This window comes from Streptomyces sp. NBC_01294 (assembly GCF_035917235.1).
GTDB lineage: Bacteria > Actinomycetota > Actinomycetes > Streptomycetales > Streptomycetaceae > Streptomyces > Streptomyces caledonius.
Genome location: NZ_CP108423.1, coordinates 892231 through 907993, shown reverse-complemented (window position 1 = coordinate 907993; position 15763 = coordinate 892231). Strand labels below are relative to the sequence as shown.

Here is a 15763-nt window from a genome sequence, read left to right as displayed (position 1 = left end):
CCGGGGAGCGGCCGAAGGCCGTCCTGCGCCGCGCACCCGCCGAGTGGGCACTCCGGCGCACTCCCCAACCCTGCGGCACGGCGGCCGCGTTGTCAGACGGCGTTGTCGGACCGGACCGGTACGGTCGGTCCATGAGAGCTACTGGAACGTTCACGGTCAAAGCGTTCGTCCCGGCCGAGCTGAAGCCCGAGCCGGCCGTGTCCACAGGGCTGCCGGTGGGTGTCGCGACGATGGAGAAGCACTTCGAGGGCGAGGTGGCCGGCCGCGCGGCGACCCTGTTCACCGCCGCGTTCGATCAGACGACCGGAGTCGGCACCTACGTGGCCATGGAGTCCTTCGAGGGCTCGCTGCACGGCCGGGAGGGCGCCTTCAACTTCGTGCACTCGGCGACGACGTCCGGCAGCGACCGCACCGCCGAGTTCTTCACCGTCGTCCCCACGAGCGGCACCGGGGACCTTGCCGGGATCTCCGGCTCCGGCGGAATCGCGGTCGACTCCGACGGAACGCACCGGATCTGGTTCGACTACGAGCTCGGCTGACGGCTGACGACGGACGACGGACGACGGACGGGCCTCAACCGAGCCGCTCCACCGCGGTGAGGACCCGCGCGGCGCCGTCCTCCCGGGAGAGGCCGGCGGCAACGTGGCGGGCGCGGGCGGCGAAGGCGGGGGTCCGGGTGGCCGCCACGATCGCGGCGGCCAGCCGCGCTGCGGTCAGGCGCTGGTAGCGAAGCGGCGGGCCGCTGACGCCCAGGGCGGCGAGGCGGGCGGCCCAGAAGTGCTGGTCCAACTGGACCGGGACGGGGACGGCCGGGACCCCCGCGCGCAGACCGGCCGCGGTGGTGCCGGCGCCCGCGTGGTGGATCACGGCGGCCGTGCGAGGGAACAGCCAGGCGTGGGGCACCTCTTGGACGGTGAGCACCTCGTCGCCCTCGGCGCGCAGGCCGGACCATCCCGCCTGGACGATGCCGCGCACCCCGGCCCGTCGCAGGGCCTCGGTGACGAGCGCGCTCAGCCGCTCGGCATCGGCGGCGACGAAGCTGCCGAAGCCGACGAACACCGGCGGCGGCCCCGCGTCGAGGAAATCCAGCAGCCGCGGATCCGGCTGCCAGCCGGGCGGCGCCGCGGGCCACCAGTAGCCGGAGACGTCATGGCCCTCCGGCCAGTCGGCGGGGCGGCGGACGACCGTCGGGCTGAACCCGTGCAGGACGGTGCGCCCGCGCGGCAGGCCGAGCGGACCCCCGAACCTCTGTGCGGGCAGGCCCAGTTCGCGCCGCAGTTCACCCACCGCCGGGGCGAAGAGCCGGTCGGTCGCGGCCCACAGGGCCTGCGCGGCCAGCCTGTTCCCGTACGGTCCGAATGACCGGGTCCCGGTGACGAGGGGCGGGAAGGCCCCGGTCGGTTCGATCGGCTGCAGGTAGACACCGATGCTGGGCACCGCCGACGCCTCGCCGAGCGTCGCGCACACGGGGTCGGTGAGCGTGGAGGTCAGCAGCACGTCGGCGCCCTGCCGTACGGCGGCCACGACGCCCTCGGTGAGGCGGGGCATGAACTCCCGTGCCATGCGCACCACCCGGGCCATGGCCACGGGCGGGCTGACCGCTCGGGCCAGTCCCTGGCCGGCCGCGGAAGCCAGTTCCTCCCGCGGGTCCACGGGCAGGGGGCGGAAGCCGAGCCCGTGGGCGGTGACCGCGCCGTCGAAGCGGCCGTGCGTCGCGATCGTCACCTCGTGCCCCGCGGCACGCAGCCGTGCCCCCAACCCGGTGTAGGGGGCGACATCACCCCAGGATCCCGCGGTCACGATGAGTACGCGCACGACCTCATGATGTCAGGTCGGCCCCGGCTCATGGGAGGGTGACGGCGTCGCCCCGGGCCGCCGTTCTCCCGGGGGTTCCGCCGCCGACACCTCACCCGTGTCCGGTGCTTGGGGGTGTCAGCCCGGCTGATCGCCCTACCCCGCGCGGCGGGCGCGAACGGGGTGGGTCAGGGCCTGCTGGCCCCCTGACTGCAGTATCCGGAGTTCGCCCTGGTCGCTGATCTCGGCACGGATGATCCCGGTGTCGTCGGCGTAGACGGGATGGCCGCCCGGACCGGTCTGCGTCGTGCGGGTGACGACGACGATGTCCGTGCCTTCCGCCCCCGGTTCACCCCTGTCGAACACCAGCTCGTAGCGATCCTCTTGGTCGTCGCCCACCGCGTGCCTCCACATCCCGCTGTCGCGTGGCCCGCGCACCGGCGGGCCGCGTACCAACGTGCCCCATCAGCCTCGATGACGAGACGCACCACGCGGCACCGGGGTCCGACTGGGGGATCGAGGGATCCGGCAGGGGGCGCGGAGCCGGGCGCCGGGCCCGGTCGCCTCGGCCACGGCCGACGACGTCTCGGCGACCACGTCTCGGTCGACGCGGTCTCGGCCGACCACGGTCACGGCCGACCCCGTTCACGTCACATCAGCGGGCGGATGCCGTAGTAGCCGCCGAGCCGCTGCCAGTACTCCAGGTCCTGGAGGTGCTCTTCCCGTACGAAGACGGGGGCGTTCTTGATCTGGTCCTTGGTCAGCCTGACGTGGATCTTCTTCTCGTCCACGTCGATGCCGGTGACGGTGCCCGCCGGGAGGAGGACCTCCCTGCCGAAGATCCACGGGCCGGTGTCGACCACGAGATGGGCGGATCCGGCCTCGTGGGAGTGCTTGTCGACCTTTCCGATGCTGCCGTCGGTCGCCTCCACCTTGTAGCCGGACAGGTCCACGTCCTCGATGCGGCCCACCGTGAGGCGGTAGGTCCAGACGTTCTCTGTCATGGGGGAACAGCTCCCTTCATCGCGCCTTTGCCGTCATGGCGCGCTTGCCCTGCGGTCGTCCGGTCATGCGGTCGTCCGGTCATGCGGCCTGCCAGTCATGCGGCCTGCCCGGCCCGGTAGGCCCTCCCGGCCGCCACCGCGACGCCCGCCAGCAACACCAGCACGACCACCAGCACCCACCCCGGCCCCGGACCGGCGTGCAGCAGGCCGCCCACGAGCGCACCGCAGGCGAGGGACGCCACCGACAGGCCCCGCCGCCCCGCGGCCGGCCGTGGGGGATCGGCCGCCAGCCCCGTCAGGGTCCGCGTCACCACGGTGGTGGTCAGGTCCGGTACGCCCAGCCGGTGCACCACCGCGTTCTGCAGGCCCATCCCGGCCGCCAGCGGTACGAGGGCGGCGTACCGCCCGAGGTCCCACCCCACGGCGGCCAGGGCTACCCCGACCAGTACCGCCTGCACGGCCAGCAGGGGTGCGAACAGCCGGGTCGGCTCGGTGGCCGGCCGCCACCGCCCGCCGGCCAGGGCCCCGCCCAGGAACGCGGCCAAGGCCGTCGCGGACGCCGGCGCCGACGCCTCGCCGGAACCGGCCAGGGCGAAGCCGAGGAAGACCACGTTGCCGGTCATGTTGGCCACGAACACCCGTCCGAGCCCGAGGAAACTCACCGCGTCCACCAGGCCGCTGGCGAAGGTCAGCACCACCAGCAGCGGTCCCAGGTGCGCGTGGGGATGCCCCTCGGGGTAGAGCCACCCCGCCGGTCCGCGCCGCGCGCCGCTCATCCTCCGCCCTGCCGGGGAAGCTCCGCACCCGCGTCCATGCCCACCAGTGGATCATCCGGGTACGGCTGCCGCGACCGTACGCGGCCCAGCAGCGGCATGCTCCGTTCCGCGGCCGCGCCCGGCCGTGCCCGGCGCGGCCCGGCTCAGGGGCGGAAGCGCAGCGGGTGGTCGGCCGGCACCTCCACGACGGCGATGTGCACGCCGTCCGGGTCGGCGATCCACATCTCGATCAGGCCCCAGGGCTCGCGCAGCGGAGGCCGCAGCACCTCCGCACCCCGGCCGCGCAGTTCCTCGTACGCCGCCTGCACGTCCGCGACCTGGAGCCACAGCCGCATCCCGGGCGCGGGCGGCGCCTCGGCGCGCCCCGACACCTCCAGGAAGCCGCCGCCGAGGAAGTAGACCGTGCCGCGCTCGGGGCCGGTGCCGAACTCGCGGTAGACGGCGAGCCCCAGGACGTCGCCGTAGAAGGCGCGGGAGCGCTCGGGATCGGTGGGGCGCAGCAGGACCCTGCTGCCCAGTACGTGGACCATGGCCCTACCTTCGCCCACACGGAGCCCGACCGGTGTGCACGCGGCCTTCGGCGGGTCCCCGCTGGGGCGTACAGCGGAGGAGGGAGGGGGATCGCTGCGGCAGATGATCGAGGGCGGGCGGGGCGGGGCTTCAAGCCCGGGAAACGGCGGGTGCCACCCCGGAGGCCGACACCCCCTGGCGTTCGGCTCCGGGGTCAGGGGGCGGTGCGGACCGGGAAGGTGAAGGAGTAGCCGCGCTGGGCGAACCACGGCAGGACCTCGCGCAGGGCGGCCACGGTCTGCGAGCGGTCGCCGCCGCCGTCGTGGAAGAGGACGGTCGGGTGGGGCTGCTGCTCCTGCTGCTCCACGGCCGAGACGATGGCCGCCGCGCCCGGGCGGCTCCAGTCCTTGGGGTCCACGCTCCAGCCCAGCGGGCGCATGCCCTGGGCCGCGGCGATCTGCCGGCTGTCGGGGGTGAACGCGCCGCCCGGCGCCCGGTAGTAGTCCACGGTCGCGCCCGGCGCCGCCCGCTCGATCATGGCCTTGCCGTCGAGTATCTCCCGCTGCTGGAAGGCGACGGGCTTGTGATCCATCGTGGTGTCGTGGCTGACGGAGTGGTCGCACAGCCGGTGGCCGGCCGCGACCACGTCCTTGACCAGGTCCGGGTACTTCTGAGCGTTGGTGCCGATCATGCAGAAGGTCGCCTTGACGTCGTTCTGCTTGAGCACGTCGAGGACCTGCGGCGTCCACACCGGGTCCGGGCCGTCGTCGATGGTGATGGCGACGTCCCGTGCGCCGCCCCCGGCCGAGCGGGCGATCGTGAGGGGTACGGATGCCGGGGGCGCGGGGGGCGCCGGGGCCGGCTGGGCCGCCCGGGCATTCGCGGCCACCGGGGGAGCCTGCCGCTGAGCCGGCGTGCCGGGTGCGTCGGTTCCGGTTCCGGTTCCGGTGCCGGTGCCGGTTCCGGTGGCGGGGAGCGCGGTGGCGGTGCCCGTTCCCGTTCCCGTTCCCAGGAAGACCATCGGGGTCAGTACCGCTGCCGCGAGGGCCGCCCGGGCCGTGAGGCGGGCGGTGCGCGTGCTGGTGAGTGCCATGAATGCCGGTCTTCCGTTGCGGTGGGGCTGCCGGACTCCAGGCTAGGGACCCTCGGCCGCCCTGCGCTTCCCCCGAAAGTACGACCCGAACGCGCCCGGCCGGCTGCCCGCGACCGGCCGCGACCGGCCGCGCCGCCCTCACCCGCTGTCGAGGGTGGCCAGGACGCGGTCCGGGGTGAGGGGGAGGGAGCGGATCCGGCGCCCGCTCGCGTGGTGGAAGGCGTTGCCGATGGCCGCGGCCGTTCCGACGATGCCGATCTCGCCGATGCCCTTGCTGCCCATCGGGTTGAGGTGCTTGTCGTGCTCGTCCAGCCAGTGCACCTCGATGTCGGGCACGTCGGCGTGGGCGGGGACGTGGTAGGAGGCGAGGTCGTTCTCGGTGAAGTCGCCGAAGGCGGGGTCCAGGGTGCTGTGCTCGGTGAGGGCCATGCCCAGCCCCATGACCATGCCGCCGACGAACTGCGAGCGGGCGGTGAGCGGATTCAGGATGCGGCCCGCCGCGAAGACGCCCAGGAGCCGCCGGACCCGGACCTCGCCCGTGACGGTGTCGGCCTGCACCTCCGCGAAGTGGGCGCCGAACGCGTGCCGCGCGTACGGGGACTTCTGCTTGGCGGAGGCCGTCGTATCGGCCGGGACGGACACGCCGGCCTCCGGGAGCGGGCCGGTGCGGCGGGCGAGGAGGGCGAGGAGGCTCGTGCAGGCGTCGTGGACGGCCCAGCCCCAGGAGGCGGTGCCCGCCGAGCCTCCGGCGACCGAGCCCTGGGGCAGCGCCGAATGCCCGATCTCCACCTCCACCCGGTCCAGGGGGACCCGTAGCGCGTCGGCGGCGATCTGCGCGAGGACGGTGCGGGCGCCGGTGCCGAGGTCGGTGGCGTTGGTCCGGACGAGGTACGTGCCGTCGGGGAAGGCGTGGGCCCGCGCCGCGGAGGGGGCGATGTACACCGGGTAGGTGGCGGCGGCGACCCCGGTGCCGATCAGCAGCGGGCCGTCCCGGCGGGGGGTGCGGTGCGCGGCCCAGCCGAACCGGGCAGCGCCCTCGCGCAGGCATTCCACCAGATGGCGGCTGCTGAACGGCCGGCCGCTGTCGGGTTCGGCGTCCGGCTCGTTGCGGACGCGCAGTTCGACCGGGTCCATGCCGAGTGCGTCGGCCAGCTCGTCCATGGCCGATTCCAGGGCGTACATGCCGGGGCTCTCGCCGGGCGCCCGCATCCAGGAGGGCGTGGGTACGTCGAGGGGGACGACGCGGTGGGTGGTGAGGAGGGCGGGCGAGGCGTACATGACCCGTCCGGGGACGGCGGCCTGTTCGACGAACTCGCGGACGCGCGAGGTGTGGGTGGTGACCTCGTGGGCGAGGGAGGTGAGCGTGCCGTCCGTACGGGCGCCCAGGCGCACGCGGTGCAGGGTGGGCGCGCGGTGGCCGACGACGGCCGCGAGGTGGCGCCGGGGCAGCGCGAGGGTGACGGGGCGGCCGGTGTGCCGGGCGGCCATCACGGCGAGGACGACGTGCGGGCGGGGGGTGCCCTTGCAGCCGAAGGCGCCGCCGATGTGTTCGGAGACCACCGTGACGCGGTCCTCGGGCAGCCCGAAGAGAGCGGCCAGGGTGGAGCGTACGAGTCCGGATCCCTGGCTGGAGTCGTACACGGTGAGGGTGCCGGCCTCGCGGCCCGGCCCGGTGCCGGTGCGGGCGTCGGTGCCCGGGCCCGTGTCGGTGCGGGCGTCGGTGTCGGTGTCGGCGTCGGTGCCCGTGCCCGGCTCCCAGTGGGCGGTGGCGGCGTGCGGCTCCATGGGGTGGTTGTGCAGCGGGGGTACGGAGTATTCGCAGTCCACACGGACCGGCGCGGCGGCGAACGCGGCGGCCGCGTCGCCGTTCTCCCGGTGGGCGGGGTACCCGCCGTTGACCCTCTCGGGGGTGTAGGCGTCCGGATGCTCCGTGTGCAGGACGGTGTCGTGGGGCTCGGTGGCGTAGGTGACGCGGACGGCCCCGGCCGCCTCCCGGGCGGCCTCCGGGGTCTCGGCCACGGCCAGGGCCACGTACCAGCCGCGGTGGGGCACCTCGGGATCCTGGAGCACACGGAGGGTGGGGTCGTCGGCGGGGCCCAGCCTGGGCGCGTCGAAGGGGGTGAGGACGGCGAGGACACCGGGCAGCGCGAGGGCGCCGGCCGTGTCGACGGCCGTGACGCGTCCGCGGGCCACGGTGGCGGGGACCGGCCAGGCGTACGCCCGGTCCGGCGGGGCGTGCTCGGCCGCGTAGCGGGCCCTTCCGGTGACCTTCTCCCGGCCCTCGCGGCGGAGGACGGGGCTGCCGAGGGCGGGTGTCTGCGCGGCGGGGCTGGAGTCCATGGCGGTCCTCGCGATCCGGGACGGGGTGGGACGCAGGTGGGCGGAGCGAGTGGGGCGGGGGCGGCGCTCAGGAACGGGCGTCGCGGGCGAGGGAGTTCAGCACGTCGCAGGCGAGGTTGCGGGCGAGCGGCACCTTGAAGGCGTTGTCGCGCAGCGGCTCCGCCCGGTCGAGCTCGGCCCCGACGGCCTCCCGTACGGCGCGCTCGGTGGGTTCGGCGCCCAGCAGCCGTTCCTCGGCGATGGTGGCCCGCCAGGGCCGGTGGGCGAGTCCGCCGAAGGCGAGCGCGACATGGCGGACGCGTCCCTCGGCGATGTCGAGCACGACGGCGACGGAGGCGAGCGCGAAGGCGTACGAGGCACGGTCACGGGCCTTGCGGTACCGCGAGGGCAGCCCGGCGCGCTCCGCCGGGAGCGTGACCGCCGTGACGATCTCGCCGGGCTCCACGACGGTGTCCCGTTCCGGGTGGTCGCCCGGCAGCCGGTGGAACGCGGTCGCGGGTACGGTACGGGCGCCGTTCGGGCCGAGGAGTTCGACGGCCGCGTCGAGCGCGGCGAGCGCCACGGCCATGTCCGAAGGATGGGTGGCGATGCACTGCGCGGAGTGGCCGAGGACGGCGTGGTCGCGGTGGACTCCGTCGCGGGCGCCGCAGCCGGTGCCGGGCTCCCGCTTGTTGCAGGGCTTGGCCACGTCCTGGAAGGAGGGGCAGCGGGTTCGCTGGAGCAGGTTGCCGCCGGTGGTCGCGACATTGCGCAGCTGGGCCGACGCGCCGGCCAGGAGCGCCTGGGACAGCGCGGGGTAGCGGGTGCGGACGAGGGGGTGGCGGGCGAGGTCGCTGCCCCGGACCCCGGCGCCGACGCGCAGGCCGCCGGCCGCGTCCTCCTCGACGGATCCGAGCGGCAGCCCGCGGAGATCAACGACGGTGTCGGGTGCTTCGACCCCGAGCTTCATGAGGTCCACGAGGTTGGTGCCGCCGCCGAGGTAGCGGGAGCCGGGCCGCGCGCCGTGGGCGGCGATGGCCTCCGTCAGGTCGGTGGCGCGCACGTACGCGAAGGGCTTCACGCGACCACCCGCCCGGCGTCGGCCGGATCGGCCGGATCGGCCGGATCGGCCGCACCGGTCTCCGCCGAGGCCGCGGCCACGTCCCGTACGGCGTCCAGGATGCGGGGGTACGCGCCGCAGCGGCACAGGTTGCCGCTCATCGCCTCGGCGATCCCGGCGCGGCCGAGGTCCGCGGCCCCGGGGTCGGCGGCCGCCTCGGCGAGCAGGCCGACGGCGGAGCAGAGCTGACCGGGCGTGCAGTAGCCGCACTGGAAGGCGTCCCGTGCCAGGAAGGCCTCCTGCAAGGGGTGCAGCCCCTGCGTGTCGTCGCCCAGTCCTTCCACGGTGGTGACCCGTGAGCCGTCGTGGGCGACGGCGAGCAGCAGGCAGCTGTTGACGCGCCGCCCCTCGACCAGGACGGTGCAGGCGCCGCACTGGCCGTGGTCGCAGCCCTTCTTGGCGCCGGTCAGGCCGAGGTGCTCCCGCAGCAGGTCCAGGAGCGTGACGCGGTGATCCACGTCGAGCTCGTACGACCGGCCGTTCACGTGCAGCCCGATGCGGGAGCGGGTCTCCTTGGTCGGATGCTCCACGGTTTCCCCTTTGTTCCGGAATGTAGACGTACATCCCCTCGGATAACCGGTGGGAGCACATTTCACACCTCGCGCAGGGGGCGAGCGCGTACGGCGGCCTGCGGGCCGCCGGGGTCGTCGTCGTGGAGAGACCCTGCCCTGGATGCCTAGTCCGCCGCGCGCGCCGGCCGGATCAGGCGGCGGACGGATTCGACCACCGTCTCGCGGTGGCGGGCCAGTCGCGCCGGGTCCCATGCGGCGTCCGGGCCGCCCGCCGCCGCGCCGCCCACCGCGCCCGTCCATGCCTGCGCCAGGCCCAGTATGAGCGTGAGCAGGTCCTCCGGGTCGAGCGCCGGGTCGATCCGCCCCGCCTGCTGCGCCCGTGCCACTGCCGCGATCTTGCCCCGGTAGGACTCCGCCTCGGCGTCGGTCGTGCCCGGCCGCTCCAGCTGCTTCCACTGCACCAGCCGCATCAGCTCCGGCCGCTCGGCCAGGTGGTCGAAGATGGCGCCCGCGTAGCCGGGCAGGTCGTCGACGTCGAACGGAACGGACTCCGAGCCGGTCTCCAGGGCCCGCTGGAGCACGGCGTCGAAGAGCTGCTCCTTGTTGCCGTAGTAGACGTAGATGAGCCGCTTGTTCGCCTGGGCGCTCTCCGCGATGCGGTCGACCCGCGCCCCGGCGATGCCGTACGCGGCGAACTCGGAGAACGCCGCGTCGAGCAGCCGTGCCTTCGTTGCGCTGGAATCCCGTGCCATGGCAGGCAGCCTAGCAAGTAACTATCTGGTTATTGACATCTGGCGCGACCGTCCTGCACACTCGAACTATCCGGTTAGTTACTTACTGACCCATCACCCCACGGAGGACACCATGGAGATCCGCGCACTGGGCGGCCAGGGACTGAAGGTCGGCGCCGAGGGCCTCGGCCTCATGGGCATGAGCGCCCACTACGGCGCCACCGACGAGACCGAGTCCCTCGCCACCATCGACCGCGCCCTCGAACTGGGCGTGACCCTGCTCGACACCGCCGAGGGCTACGGCCCCTTCCGCAACGAGCAGCTCCTCGGCAAGGCCCTCACCGGCCGCCGCGACGCCGCCGTCGTCGCCACGAAGACCGGCGTCGAGTTCACCGACGAAGGCGCCTTCCTCGGCCACAACGCCACCCCCGAGTACATCCACCGCTCCGCCGACCGCTCCCTGCGCCACCTCGGCACCGACCACATCGACCTCTACTACCTCCACCGCGTCGACCCGAACGTGCCGATCGAGGAGAGCATCGGCGCCATGTCCGAGCTGGTCGCCGCCGGCAAGGTCGGCCACATCGGCATCTGCGAGGCCGCGGCGACCACCATCGCCCGCGCCCACGCCGTCCACCCGCTGGCCGCCGTGCAGACCGAGTACAGCCTCTTCGAGCGCGGCATCGAGCACGACGGCGTCCTGGACACCCTGCGCGAGCTGGGCATCGGGCTCGTCGCCTACTCCCCGCTCGGCCGCGGCTTCCTCTCTGGCGCCATCACCACTCCGGACGACTTCGCCGCCGACGACTTCCGCCGCACCGACCCCCGCTTCCAGGGCGAGAACTTCGACCGCAACCTGGCCGTCGTCGACCGGGTCCGCCGCCTCGCCGCCGAGAAGGGGGTCACCCCCTCGCAGCTCGCGCTCGCCTGGACCCTGAGCCGGGGCGCCGTGCCGATCCCCGGCACCAAGCGCCGCCGCTACCTGGAGGAGAACGTCGCCGCGACCGCGGTCACGCTCACCGACGCCGACCTGGCCTCCATCGACGCCGTCGCGCCGCACGGCGTGGTCGCGGGGGACCGGTACGCGCCCGAGCTCATGACGTCACTGAACGGCTGAGCCCGGCGCCCCCTCGTGGGCCGTGCGGACGCATTCGATCAGGTAGTCGCCGTTCTCGGGATCCACGGTCACCCCGTGGGCCTCGCTGTGGGAAGCCCGGGAAGGCCCGGTCGAAGGCCTCCAGGGCGCGCAGGTACCGCAGCAGCGGCCAGTCCGGAGCGCCGGTGGACTCCCCGGGCATCAGTACGGGGATCCCCCGGGGGCGTCACGGTCACCATCGCCGCGGCCACCCGCCCGGCCGCCTCGGCCAGCCGTACGCGCTCCGTACCGCCCCGGATCAGCGGCTGGTAGCAGTGGCGGGGCGAGGCGACCGGCTCCGGGAGCTCCTGGTAGGCCGCGTCGAGGGCGGTGATCAGCTCGGCGCGGGTCAGGTGCTCGTGCATCTCGCGGCACAGGGCGCCGAGGGGGGTGTGGCCGTAGCGCCGCGGGAAGCGCCCGACCAGCTCCGGCAGGGCCCGGGCCGCCGTCGCGACCCGGCCCGCGATGAAGGACGGCGTGTCCTCCAGCGGCCAGATGTAGCCGACCACCGTCTCCGAGACCCACAGCGGCAGCCGCTCCAGGTCCTGGTCCGTGTCGTCCGCCATCACCAGGAAGACCGGCAGGTCCTTGAAGCGGCGCCCGATGTGCCGCAGGACCTCCCCGCCGCCGCCCTCCTCGACCGCGCCTCCCGCCGTACGCGGCAGGTCTCATGCGACTACGGCCGCCGTGAGAGCGGCCTCGGTCTGCAGGCCGGCCTGTGCGTCGCGCGCACTCGGCGCCCAGCGCAGCTCCAGGCCCTGGTTCTCCAACTCCTTGCCGATGCGGCGTAGCTGCTCGGCGCTGACGCCGCCGCCCATCGGGTTCTCCCGCAGTACCAGCAGGACCGGGCCGTTCGCCATCTTTGCGCTCCCCGGACCAAGGGGTACGGCCGCCCGTACCGGGCCACAGTGTTCCGGCCCTCCGGGCACCCCCGACGATCTTCGACGGGGCTTCACCCGCAGGTGGGCGCGGCGGCGAGCCTGCGGGGCGGCGGGGCGGCGGGGCGGCGGGGCGGCGGGGTGGCGAGTCGGCGTGGCGGCGAGCCGGCGGGGCGCGGTGCCGCGCGACGTCCGGCAGGAAGGCGGGACCACCCCGCCGGGCGGTGTCAGTGGTGTGCGTCACAGTGGAGGGAGGTGTCGGCACGTACCCCTCCGTCCGAGGTGATCTTATGAGGTACGCGGTCCAGGCCGAAGGTCTGGCGAAGTCGTTCAAGCAGACGCGCGCGCTGGCCGGTGTGGATCTTCAGGTGCCGGTCGGGACCGTGCTCGGCCTGCTCGGTCCCAACGGTGCGGGCAAGACGACCGCCGTCCGTATCTTCGCCACCCTGCTGCTGCCCGACGGCGGCCGCGCGGAAGTCGGCGGGTACGACGTCGTGCGGCAGGCGGGCCGGGTCCGTTCGGTGATCGGGCTGACGGGCCAGTACGCCGCCGTGGACGAAAACCTGACCGGCACGGAGAACCTGCTGATGATCGGGCGTCTGCTCGGCATGTCCCGCGGTACGGCCCGGGCCCGGTCGGCCGAACTGCTCGACCGCTTCCAGCTGGGCGACACCGCGGGGCGGGCCGCCAAGACCTACTCGGGCGGCATGCGACGGCGTCTCGACCTCGCGGCGAGCCTGGTCGGACGGCCGCGGATCCTCTTTCTGGACGAGCCGACCACGGGTCTCGATCCGCACAGCCGCGGCGAGGTGTGGGACATGCTGCGCGACCTGGTCGCGGAGGGCGTGACGGTCCTGCTGACCACGCAGTATCTGGACGAGGCGGACCGGCTCGCCGACAGCATCGTCGTGATCGACAAGGGCAGGGTGATCGCCAATGGCACGCCCGACGAGCTGAAGTCGCAGGTCGGCGGGCAGGTGCTGCAGCTGCGGCCCGCCCACGCCGCCGATCTCGGCGCGGCGCACGCCCTGCTCACCGAGGAGGCGGGGCCACAGGCCACGATCGAGGGCGATGAGATAGCCGTGCCCGTCAACGACCCGTCGCTGATGCCGAGCGTGGTGCGTCGGCTGGATCAGGCCGGCATCGCGGTGGCCGAGCTGACCCTGCGGCGCTCGTCCCTCGACGAGGTGTTCATGGTCCTGACCGGCCACCGGGCGGAGCCGGAGCCCGGGGACGCCGGGGGCGACGGCGCTGGCGCTGGCGCCGGCGGGGGCGACGGCGCTGGCGGGGGTGACGCCGGGGGTGACGATGAGGAGTACGCGCCGGCGAGGAGCCTGTCATGACCACCGCCGACACCTCCCTGACCGACACGCTCGGCGGCAGCGGCAGGGTGCGCCCCCTGGCGGCCCTGCGGCAGACCGCGACGCTGGCATGGCGGAGCCTGGTCTCCGTCAAGCACAATCCGCTGGAACTCGTCGACTACAGCATTTCGCCGATCATGTTCGTGCTCCTGTTCACCTACGTCTTCGGCGGGCAGATGGCCGGGTCCCCGCAGGACTACCTCCAGTACGCGCTCGCCGGGATCATCGTCCAGAACACGCTCTTCATGAGCACGTACACCGCCATGGCGTTGAACACCGACCTCACCAAGGGCGTCTTCGACCGCCTCCGCAGTCTGCCCATCGCCCGGCCGGCGCCGCTCTTCGGACGCATCACGGCCGACCTGGCCAAGCAGCTCTGGGCGATGGTGCTGATGATCGCCCTCGGCACCCTGCTGGGCTTCGAGGTCAACGGCGGCCCCGCGGGCTTCGTCGGCGCGCTCCTGCTGCTGCTGACCTTCGCCGCCGCCGTCTCCTGGACGGCGGTACTGATCGGGATGCTGGCCGGCGACGCGGAGAAGGTGCAGGTCTTCGCCTTCACGCTCATCTTCCCGATCACCTTCACGAGCAGCGCGTTCGTGCAGGTCGACACCATGCCCGGCTGGCTCCAGGCCTGGGTGAACATCAACCCCGTCACCCACCTGTCGGACGCCTTCCGGGGGCTGCTGGACGGCACCCCTGCGGGGCAGGCGATCATGTGGTCCCTGCTCTGGGCGGCGGGCATCGCCCTGGTCTTCATGCCCTTGGCCCTGCGCGCGTACCGCTCCCGGACCTGAAGGTCTCCTGCCGATGAGGCCGGACCTCAGCTGTCGGACGGGGCCAGCACCACGAAGTCCGCGTTCGCCGGGTCGAGGCAGACGGCCAGCCGGCCGACGCCCTCGGCGTCCTCCGGCCCCATCTGCACGCTGCCACCGTTCTCGGTGACCTTGGCGACGGCGGCGTCGCAGGCGGTGACGGCGAAGACCGGGTGCCAGTAGGGCCGCCCGTTCGCCAGGGCGAGGTGCTCCGCGGGCAGCTCCATGAGGCCGCCGTGCATGCGTTCCTCGGGGAGTCCGGCGGGGGTGATGAGGGAGTAGGTGCCTCCGCCGCCCGGCACCTCCATGTCGCTGAAGCGCCAGCCGAAGACGCCACCGTAGAAGTCCTTGGCGGCCGACGTGTCGCTCGTGTAGAGCTCCGTCCAGGACAGCGAACCCGGCTTGTCCACCAGATCGACGCCCTTGCTCGTACCCGGCTGCCACACGGCGAACTGACCCCCCAACGGGTCGCTGTACTGCGCCATCCGGCCCCACTCGTCGAGGTCCGTCGGCGCGACCCGCACCGTGCCGCCGGCGCGCTCGACGGCCTGGGTCGCGGCGTCCGCGTCGGTGACGCTGAAGTAGATCATCCAGGCCGAGCGCGCGCCCGCCTCGGTGAGCTTCCCGAGCCCGGCGACGATCTTGCCGTCCTTCCGGAACATCCCGCCTTCCATGTCCTCGCCCTCACCCATGGACTCGTACTCCCACCCGAGTACGGCGCCGTAGAAGGCCGCGGCGGCGGGGATGTCGGGAGAACCGAGGTCGATCCAGCAGGGAGAGCCGGGGTCGAAGTCAGTGGTGATCACGGCCGTTCCCTTCGCGTGTCGTACGGCCTCAGCCTGGCACCGGACCCTGACGTGCGCTCCTCGGCGAACGCGGCCCCGCCGGTGGCGGTCACTCCTGGGTCACTACTGAGTCACTACTGGAGCTGCGACAGGTCGACCGAGTCGTCCGGCGCCGGGGGCTCGGGCACGACGGCCTCGCCGAAGTCGGAGAAGGTGGCTTCCACCCGATCTCCGGAGGCCTCTGCACCCTGGATCCGCAGGAGGTAGGGCTCGTCCTCGGTGGAGACCTGGAAGGCGCCCGTCTCGCCGTCGTGCCGGCTGTTGACCGTGATGGCCGGGCGGCCGTCGACGGTGGTCCGCGCGCCCTTGACCAGCTGCTCGCTCGCCGGTTTCGAGGTCAACTCCTCCTTGTAGAAGTCGAGGTCGCAGAATTCCGCGAAGTCGCGCAGGAGGAGGCTGCTCGTGGTGCCGTGCACGTAACGGCCGTCGATGAGTGCGATCGCGTCGTCGGCCGCTCCACCCGGGACGTGGGCCCGGAGAAGGTCGTCGTCGAGCTTCATCCACACGTCGTCGCCGCGTTTGATGATGTCGGCCCTGCCCGCGTCACCGGGGGGCGTGACGGAGCCGACGCAGTTGCCCTGCTCGTCGAACCGGAGGTCCAGAGCGGTGGTACCCGACTTCTCGGTCGCCTTCGCCACCATGTGCATGGACGTGACCTCGGACATCGCCTCGCGGGCGGCGTCCGCGATGGCCTGGGCGCTCTTGTCGGCGAGGCCGTTGTCATCGGCCCTGGCGGTGCCCACGCCCGCGCCCGCGAACAGGAGCAGACAGACGGTTCCGGCGGCCGCGCGGCGGGCCGCGGCTGCCCGGGGTGCGGACATCGGGCTCACCTCCCTGCGGCTGCCCCCGGATGGCGCCAAGCGGCGCCATGAC

At 73.6% G+C, this 15763-nt stretch carries 18 protein-coding genes and 1 pseudogene; 4 read left to right on the top strand and 15 right to left on the bottom strand.

Going from position 1 to position 15763, the window contains the following annotated elements:
* Positions 1-131 precede the first annotated feature (131 nt).
* Positions 132-539: a DUF3224 domain-containing protein gene (locus OG534_RS04420; RefSeq protein WP_326586748.1), complete on the top strand. Its 408-nt coding sequence runs from the start codon at positions 132-134 to the stop codon at positions 537-539.
* 34 nt (positions 540-573) lie between these two features.
* Here OG534_RS04420 and OG534_RS04415 read toward each other — a convergent pair whose 3' ends face one another.
* The 10 genes from OG534_RS04415 to OG534_RS04370 all read right to left on the bottom strand — a co-directional run bounded on the left by OG534_RS04415 (position 574) and on the right by OG534_RS04370 (position 9880).
* Positions 574-1815 carry a glycosyltransferase gene (locus OG534_RS04415; protein ID WP_326586747.1) on the bottom strand — a complete coding sequence of 414 codons (1242 nt, stop codon included), beginning with the start codon at positions 1813-1815 and terminating at the stop codon, positions 574-576.
* 135 nt (positions 1816-1950) lie between these two features.
* The gene (locus OG534_RS04410; RefSeq protein WP_326586746.1) at positions 1951-2193 is read right to left on the bottom strand and encodes a DUF6296 family protein; all 243 of its coding nucleotides are present in this window, start codon (positions 2191-2193) and stop codon (positions 1951-1953) included.
* Positions 2194-2444: 251 nt separating this feature from the next.
* Positions 2445-2798, bottom strand: coding sequence for a PRC-barrel domain-containing protein (locus OG534_RS04405; RefSeq protein WP_326586745.1), 354 nt, complete (start codon positions 2796-2798; stop codon positions 2445-2447).
* Positions 2799-2893: 95 nt separating this feature from the next.
* Positions 2894-3574 (bottom strand): YoaK family protein, encoded by a 681-nt coding sequence (locus tag OG534_RS04400; RefSeq protein WP_326586744.1) that lies wholly within the window; start codon positions 3572-3574, stop codon positions 2894-2896.
* A 143-nt stretch (positions 3575-3717) separates the two neighbouring features.
* The gene (locus OG534_RS04395; RefSeq protein WP_326586743.1) at positions 3718-4104 is read right to left on the bottom strand and encodes a VOC family protein; all 387 of its coding nucleotides are present in this window, start codon (positions 4102-4104) and stop codon (positions 3718-3720) included.
* Between the two features lie 194 nt (positions 4105-4298).
* Entirely contained in the window at positions 4299-5105 is an 807-nt protein-coding gene (locus OG534_RS04390; protein WP_442807211.1) for a polysaccharide deacetylase family protein, read from the bottom strand.
* 210 nt (positions 5106-5315) lie between these two features.
* Positions 5316-7517, bottom strand: coding sequence for a xanthine dehydrogenase family protein molybdopterin-binding subunit (locus OG534_RS04385; protein WP_326586741.1), 2202 nt, complete (start codon positions 7515-7517; stop codon positions 5316-5318).
* A 67-nt stretch (positions 7518-7584) separates the two neighbouring features.
* The gene (locus OG534_RS04380; RefSeq protein ID WP_326586740.1) at positions 7585-8577 is read right to left on the bottom strand and encodes an FAD binding domain-containing protein; all 993 of its coding nucleotides are present in this window, start codon (positions 8575-8577) and stop codon (positions 7585-7587) included.
* Positions 8574-9146 (bottom strand): (2Fe-2S)-binding protein, encoded by a 573-nt coding sequence (locus OG534_RS04375; RefSeq protein ID WP_326586739.1) that lies wholly within the window; start codon positions 9144-9146, stop codon positions 8574-8576. Before OG534_RS04375 ends, OG534_RS04380 begins: the two co-directional genes overlap by 4 nt.
* A gap of 146 nt (positions 9147-9292) precedes the next feature.
* Positions 9293-9880 (bottom strand): TetR family transcriptional regulator, encoded by a 588-nt coding sequence (locus tag OG534_RS04370; protein ID WP_326586738.1) that lies wholly within the window; start codon positions 9878-9880, stop codon positions 9293-9295.
* A gap of 112 nt (positions 9881-9992) precedes the next feature.
* Between OG534_RS04370 and OG534_RS04365 the strand changes: the two genes are divergently transcribed.
* Positions 9993-10976: an aldo/keto reductase gene (locus tag OG534_RS04365; protein ID WP_326586737.1), complete on the top strand. Its 984-nt coding sequence runs from the start codon at positions 9993-9995 to the stop codon at positions 10974-10976.
* On the opposite strand, the gene OG534_RS04360 is transcribed toward OG534_RS04365, so the two are convergent.
* From OG534_RS04360 to OG534_RS04350, 3 genes and pseudogenes are all read right to left on the bottom strand, one after another.
* Positions 10954-11157 carry a hypothetical protein gene (locus tag OG534_RS04360; RefSeq protein WP_326586736.1) on the bottom strand — a complete coding sequence of 68 codons (204 nt, stop codon included), beginning with the start codon at positions 11155-11157 and terminating at the stop codon, positions 10954-10956. The two genes, OG534_RS04365 and OG534_RS04360, sit on opposite strands and share 23 nt — an antisense overlap.
* An 82-nt stretch (positions 11158-11239) precedes the next feature.
* Positions 11240-11560 (bottom strand): annotated as a pseudogene (locus OG534_RS04355) (hypothetical protein); the annotation flags it as partial.
* A 102-nt stretch (positions 11561-11662) separates the two neighbouring features.
* A complete protein-coding gene (locus OG534_RS04350) occupies positions 11663-11854 on the bottom strand; it encodes a hypothetical protein (RefSeq protein ID WP_326586735.1) in 192 nt (63 codons plus the stop codon).
* 308 nt (positions 11855-12162) lie between these two features.
* Between OG534_RS04350 and OG534_RS04345 the strand changes: the two genes are divergently transcribed.
* Both OG534_RS04345 and OG534_RS04340 read left to right on the top strand, forming a co-directional pair.
* A complete protein-coding gene (locus OG534_RS04345; protein WP_326586734.1) occupies positions 12163-13215 on the top strand; it encodes an ATP-binding cassette domain-containing protein in 1053 nt (350 codons plus the stop codon).
* Positions 13212-14027, top strand: coding sequence for an ABC transporter permease (locus tag OG534_RS04340; RefSeq protein WP_326586733.1), 816 nt, complete (start codon positions 13212-13214; stop codon positions 14025-14027). The genes OG534_RS04345 and OG534_RS04340 overlap by 4 nt, the downstream gene beginning before the upstream one ends.
* Positions 14028-14053: 26 nt before the next feature.
* On the opposite strand, the gene OG534_RS04335 is transcribed toward OG534_RS04340, so the two are convergent.
* Together OG534_RS04335 and OG534_RS04330 are read right to left on the bottom strand one after the other, a co-directional pair.
* Positions 14054-14851 carry a VOC family protein gene (locus OG534_RS04335; RefSeq protein WP_326586732.1) on the bottom strand — a complete coding sequence of 266 codons (798 nt, stop codon included), beginning with the start codon at positions 14849-14851 and terminating at the stop codon, positions 14054-14056.
* 113 nt (positions 14852-14964) lie between these two features.
* Positions 14965-15711 (bottom strand): hypothetical protein, encoded by a 747-nt coding sequence (locus OG534_RS04330; RefSeq protein ID WP_326586731.1) that lies wholly within the window; start codon positions 15709-15711, stop codon positions 14965-14967.
* Positions 15712-15763: the final 52 nt, after the last annotated feature.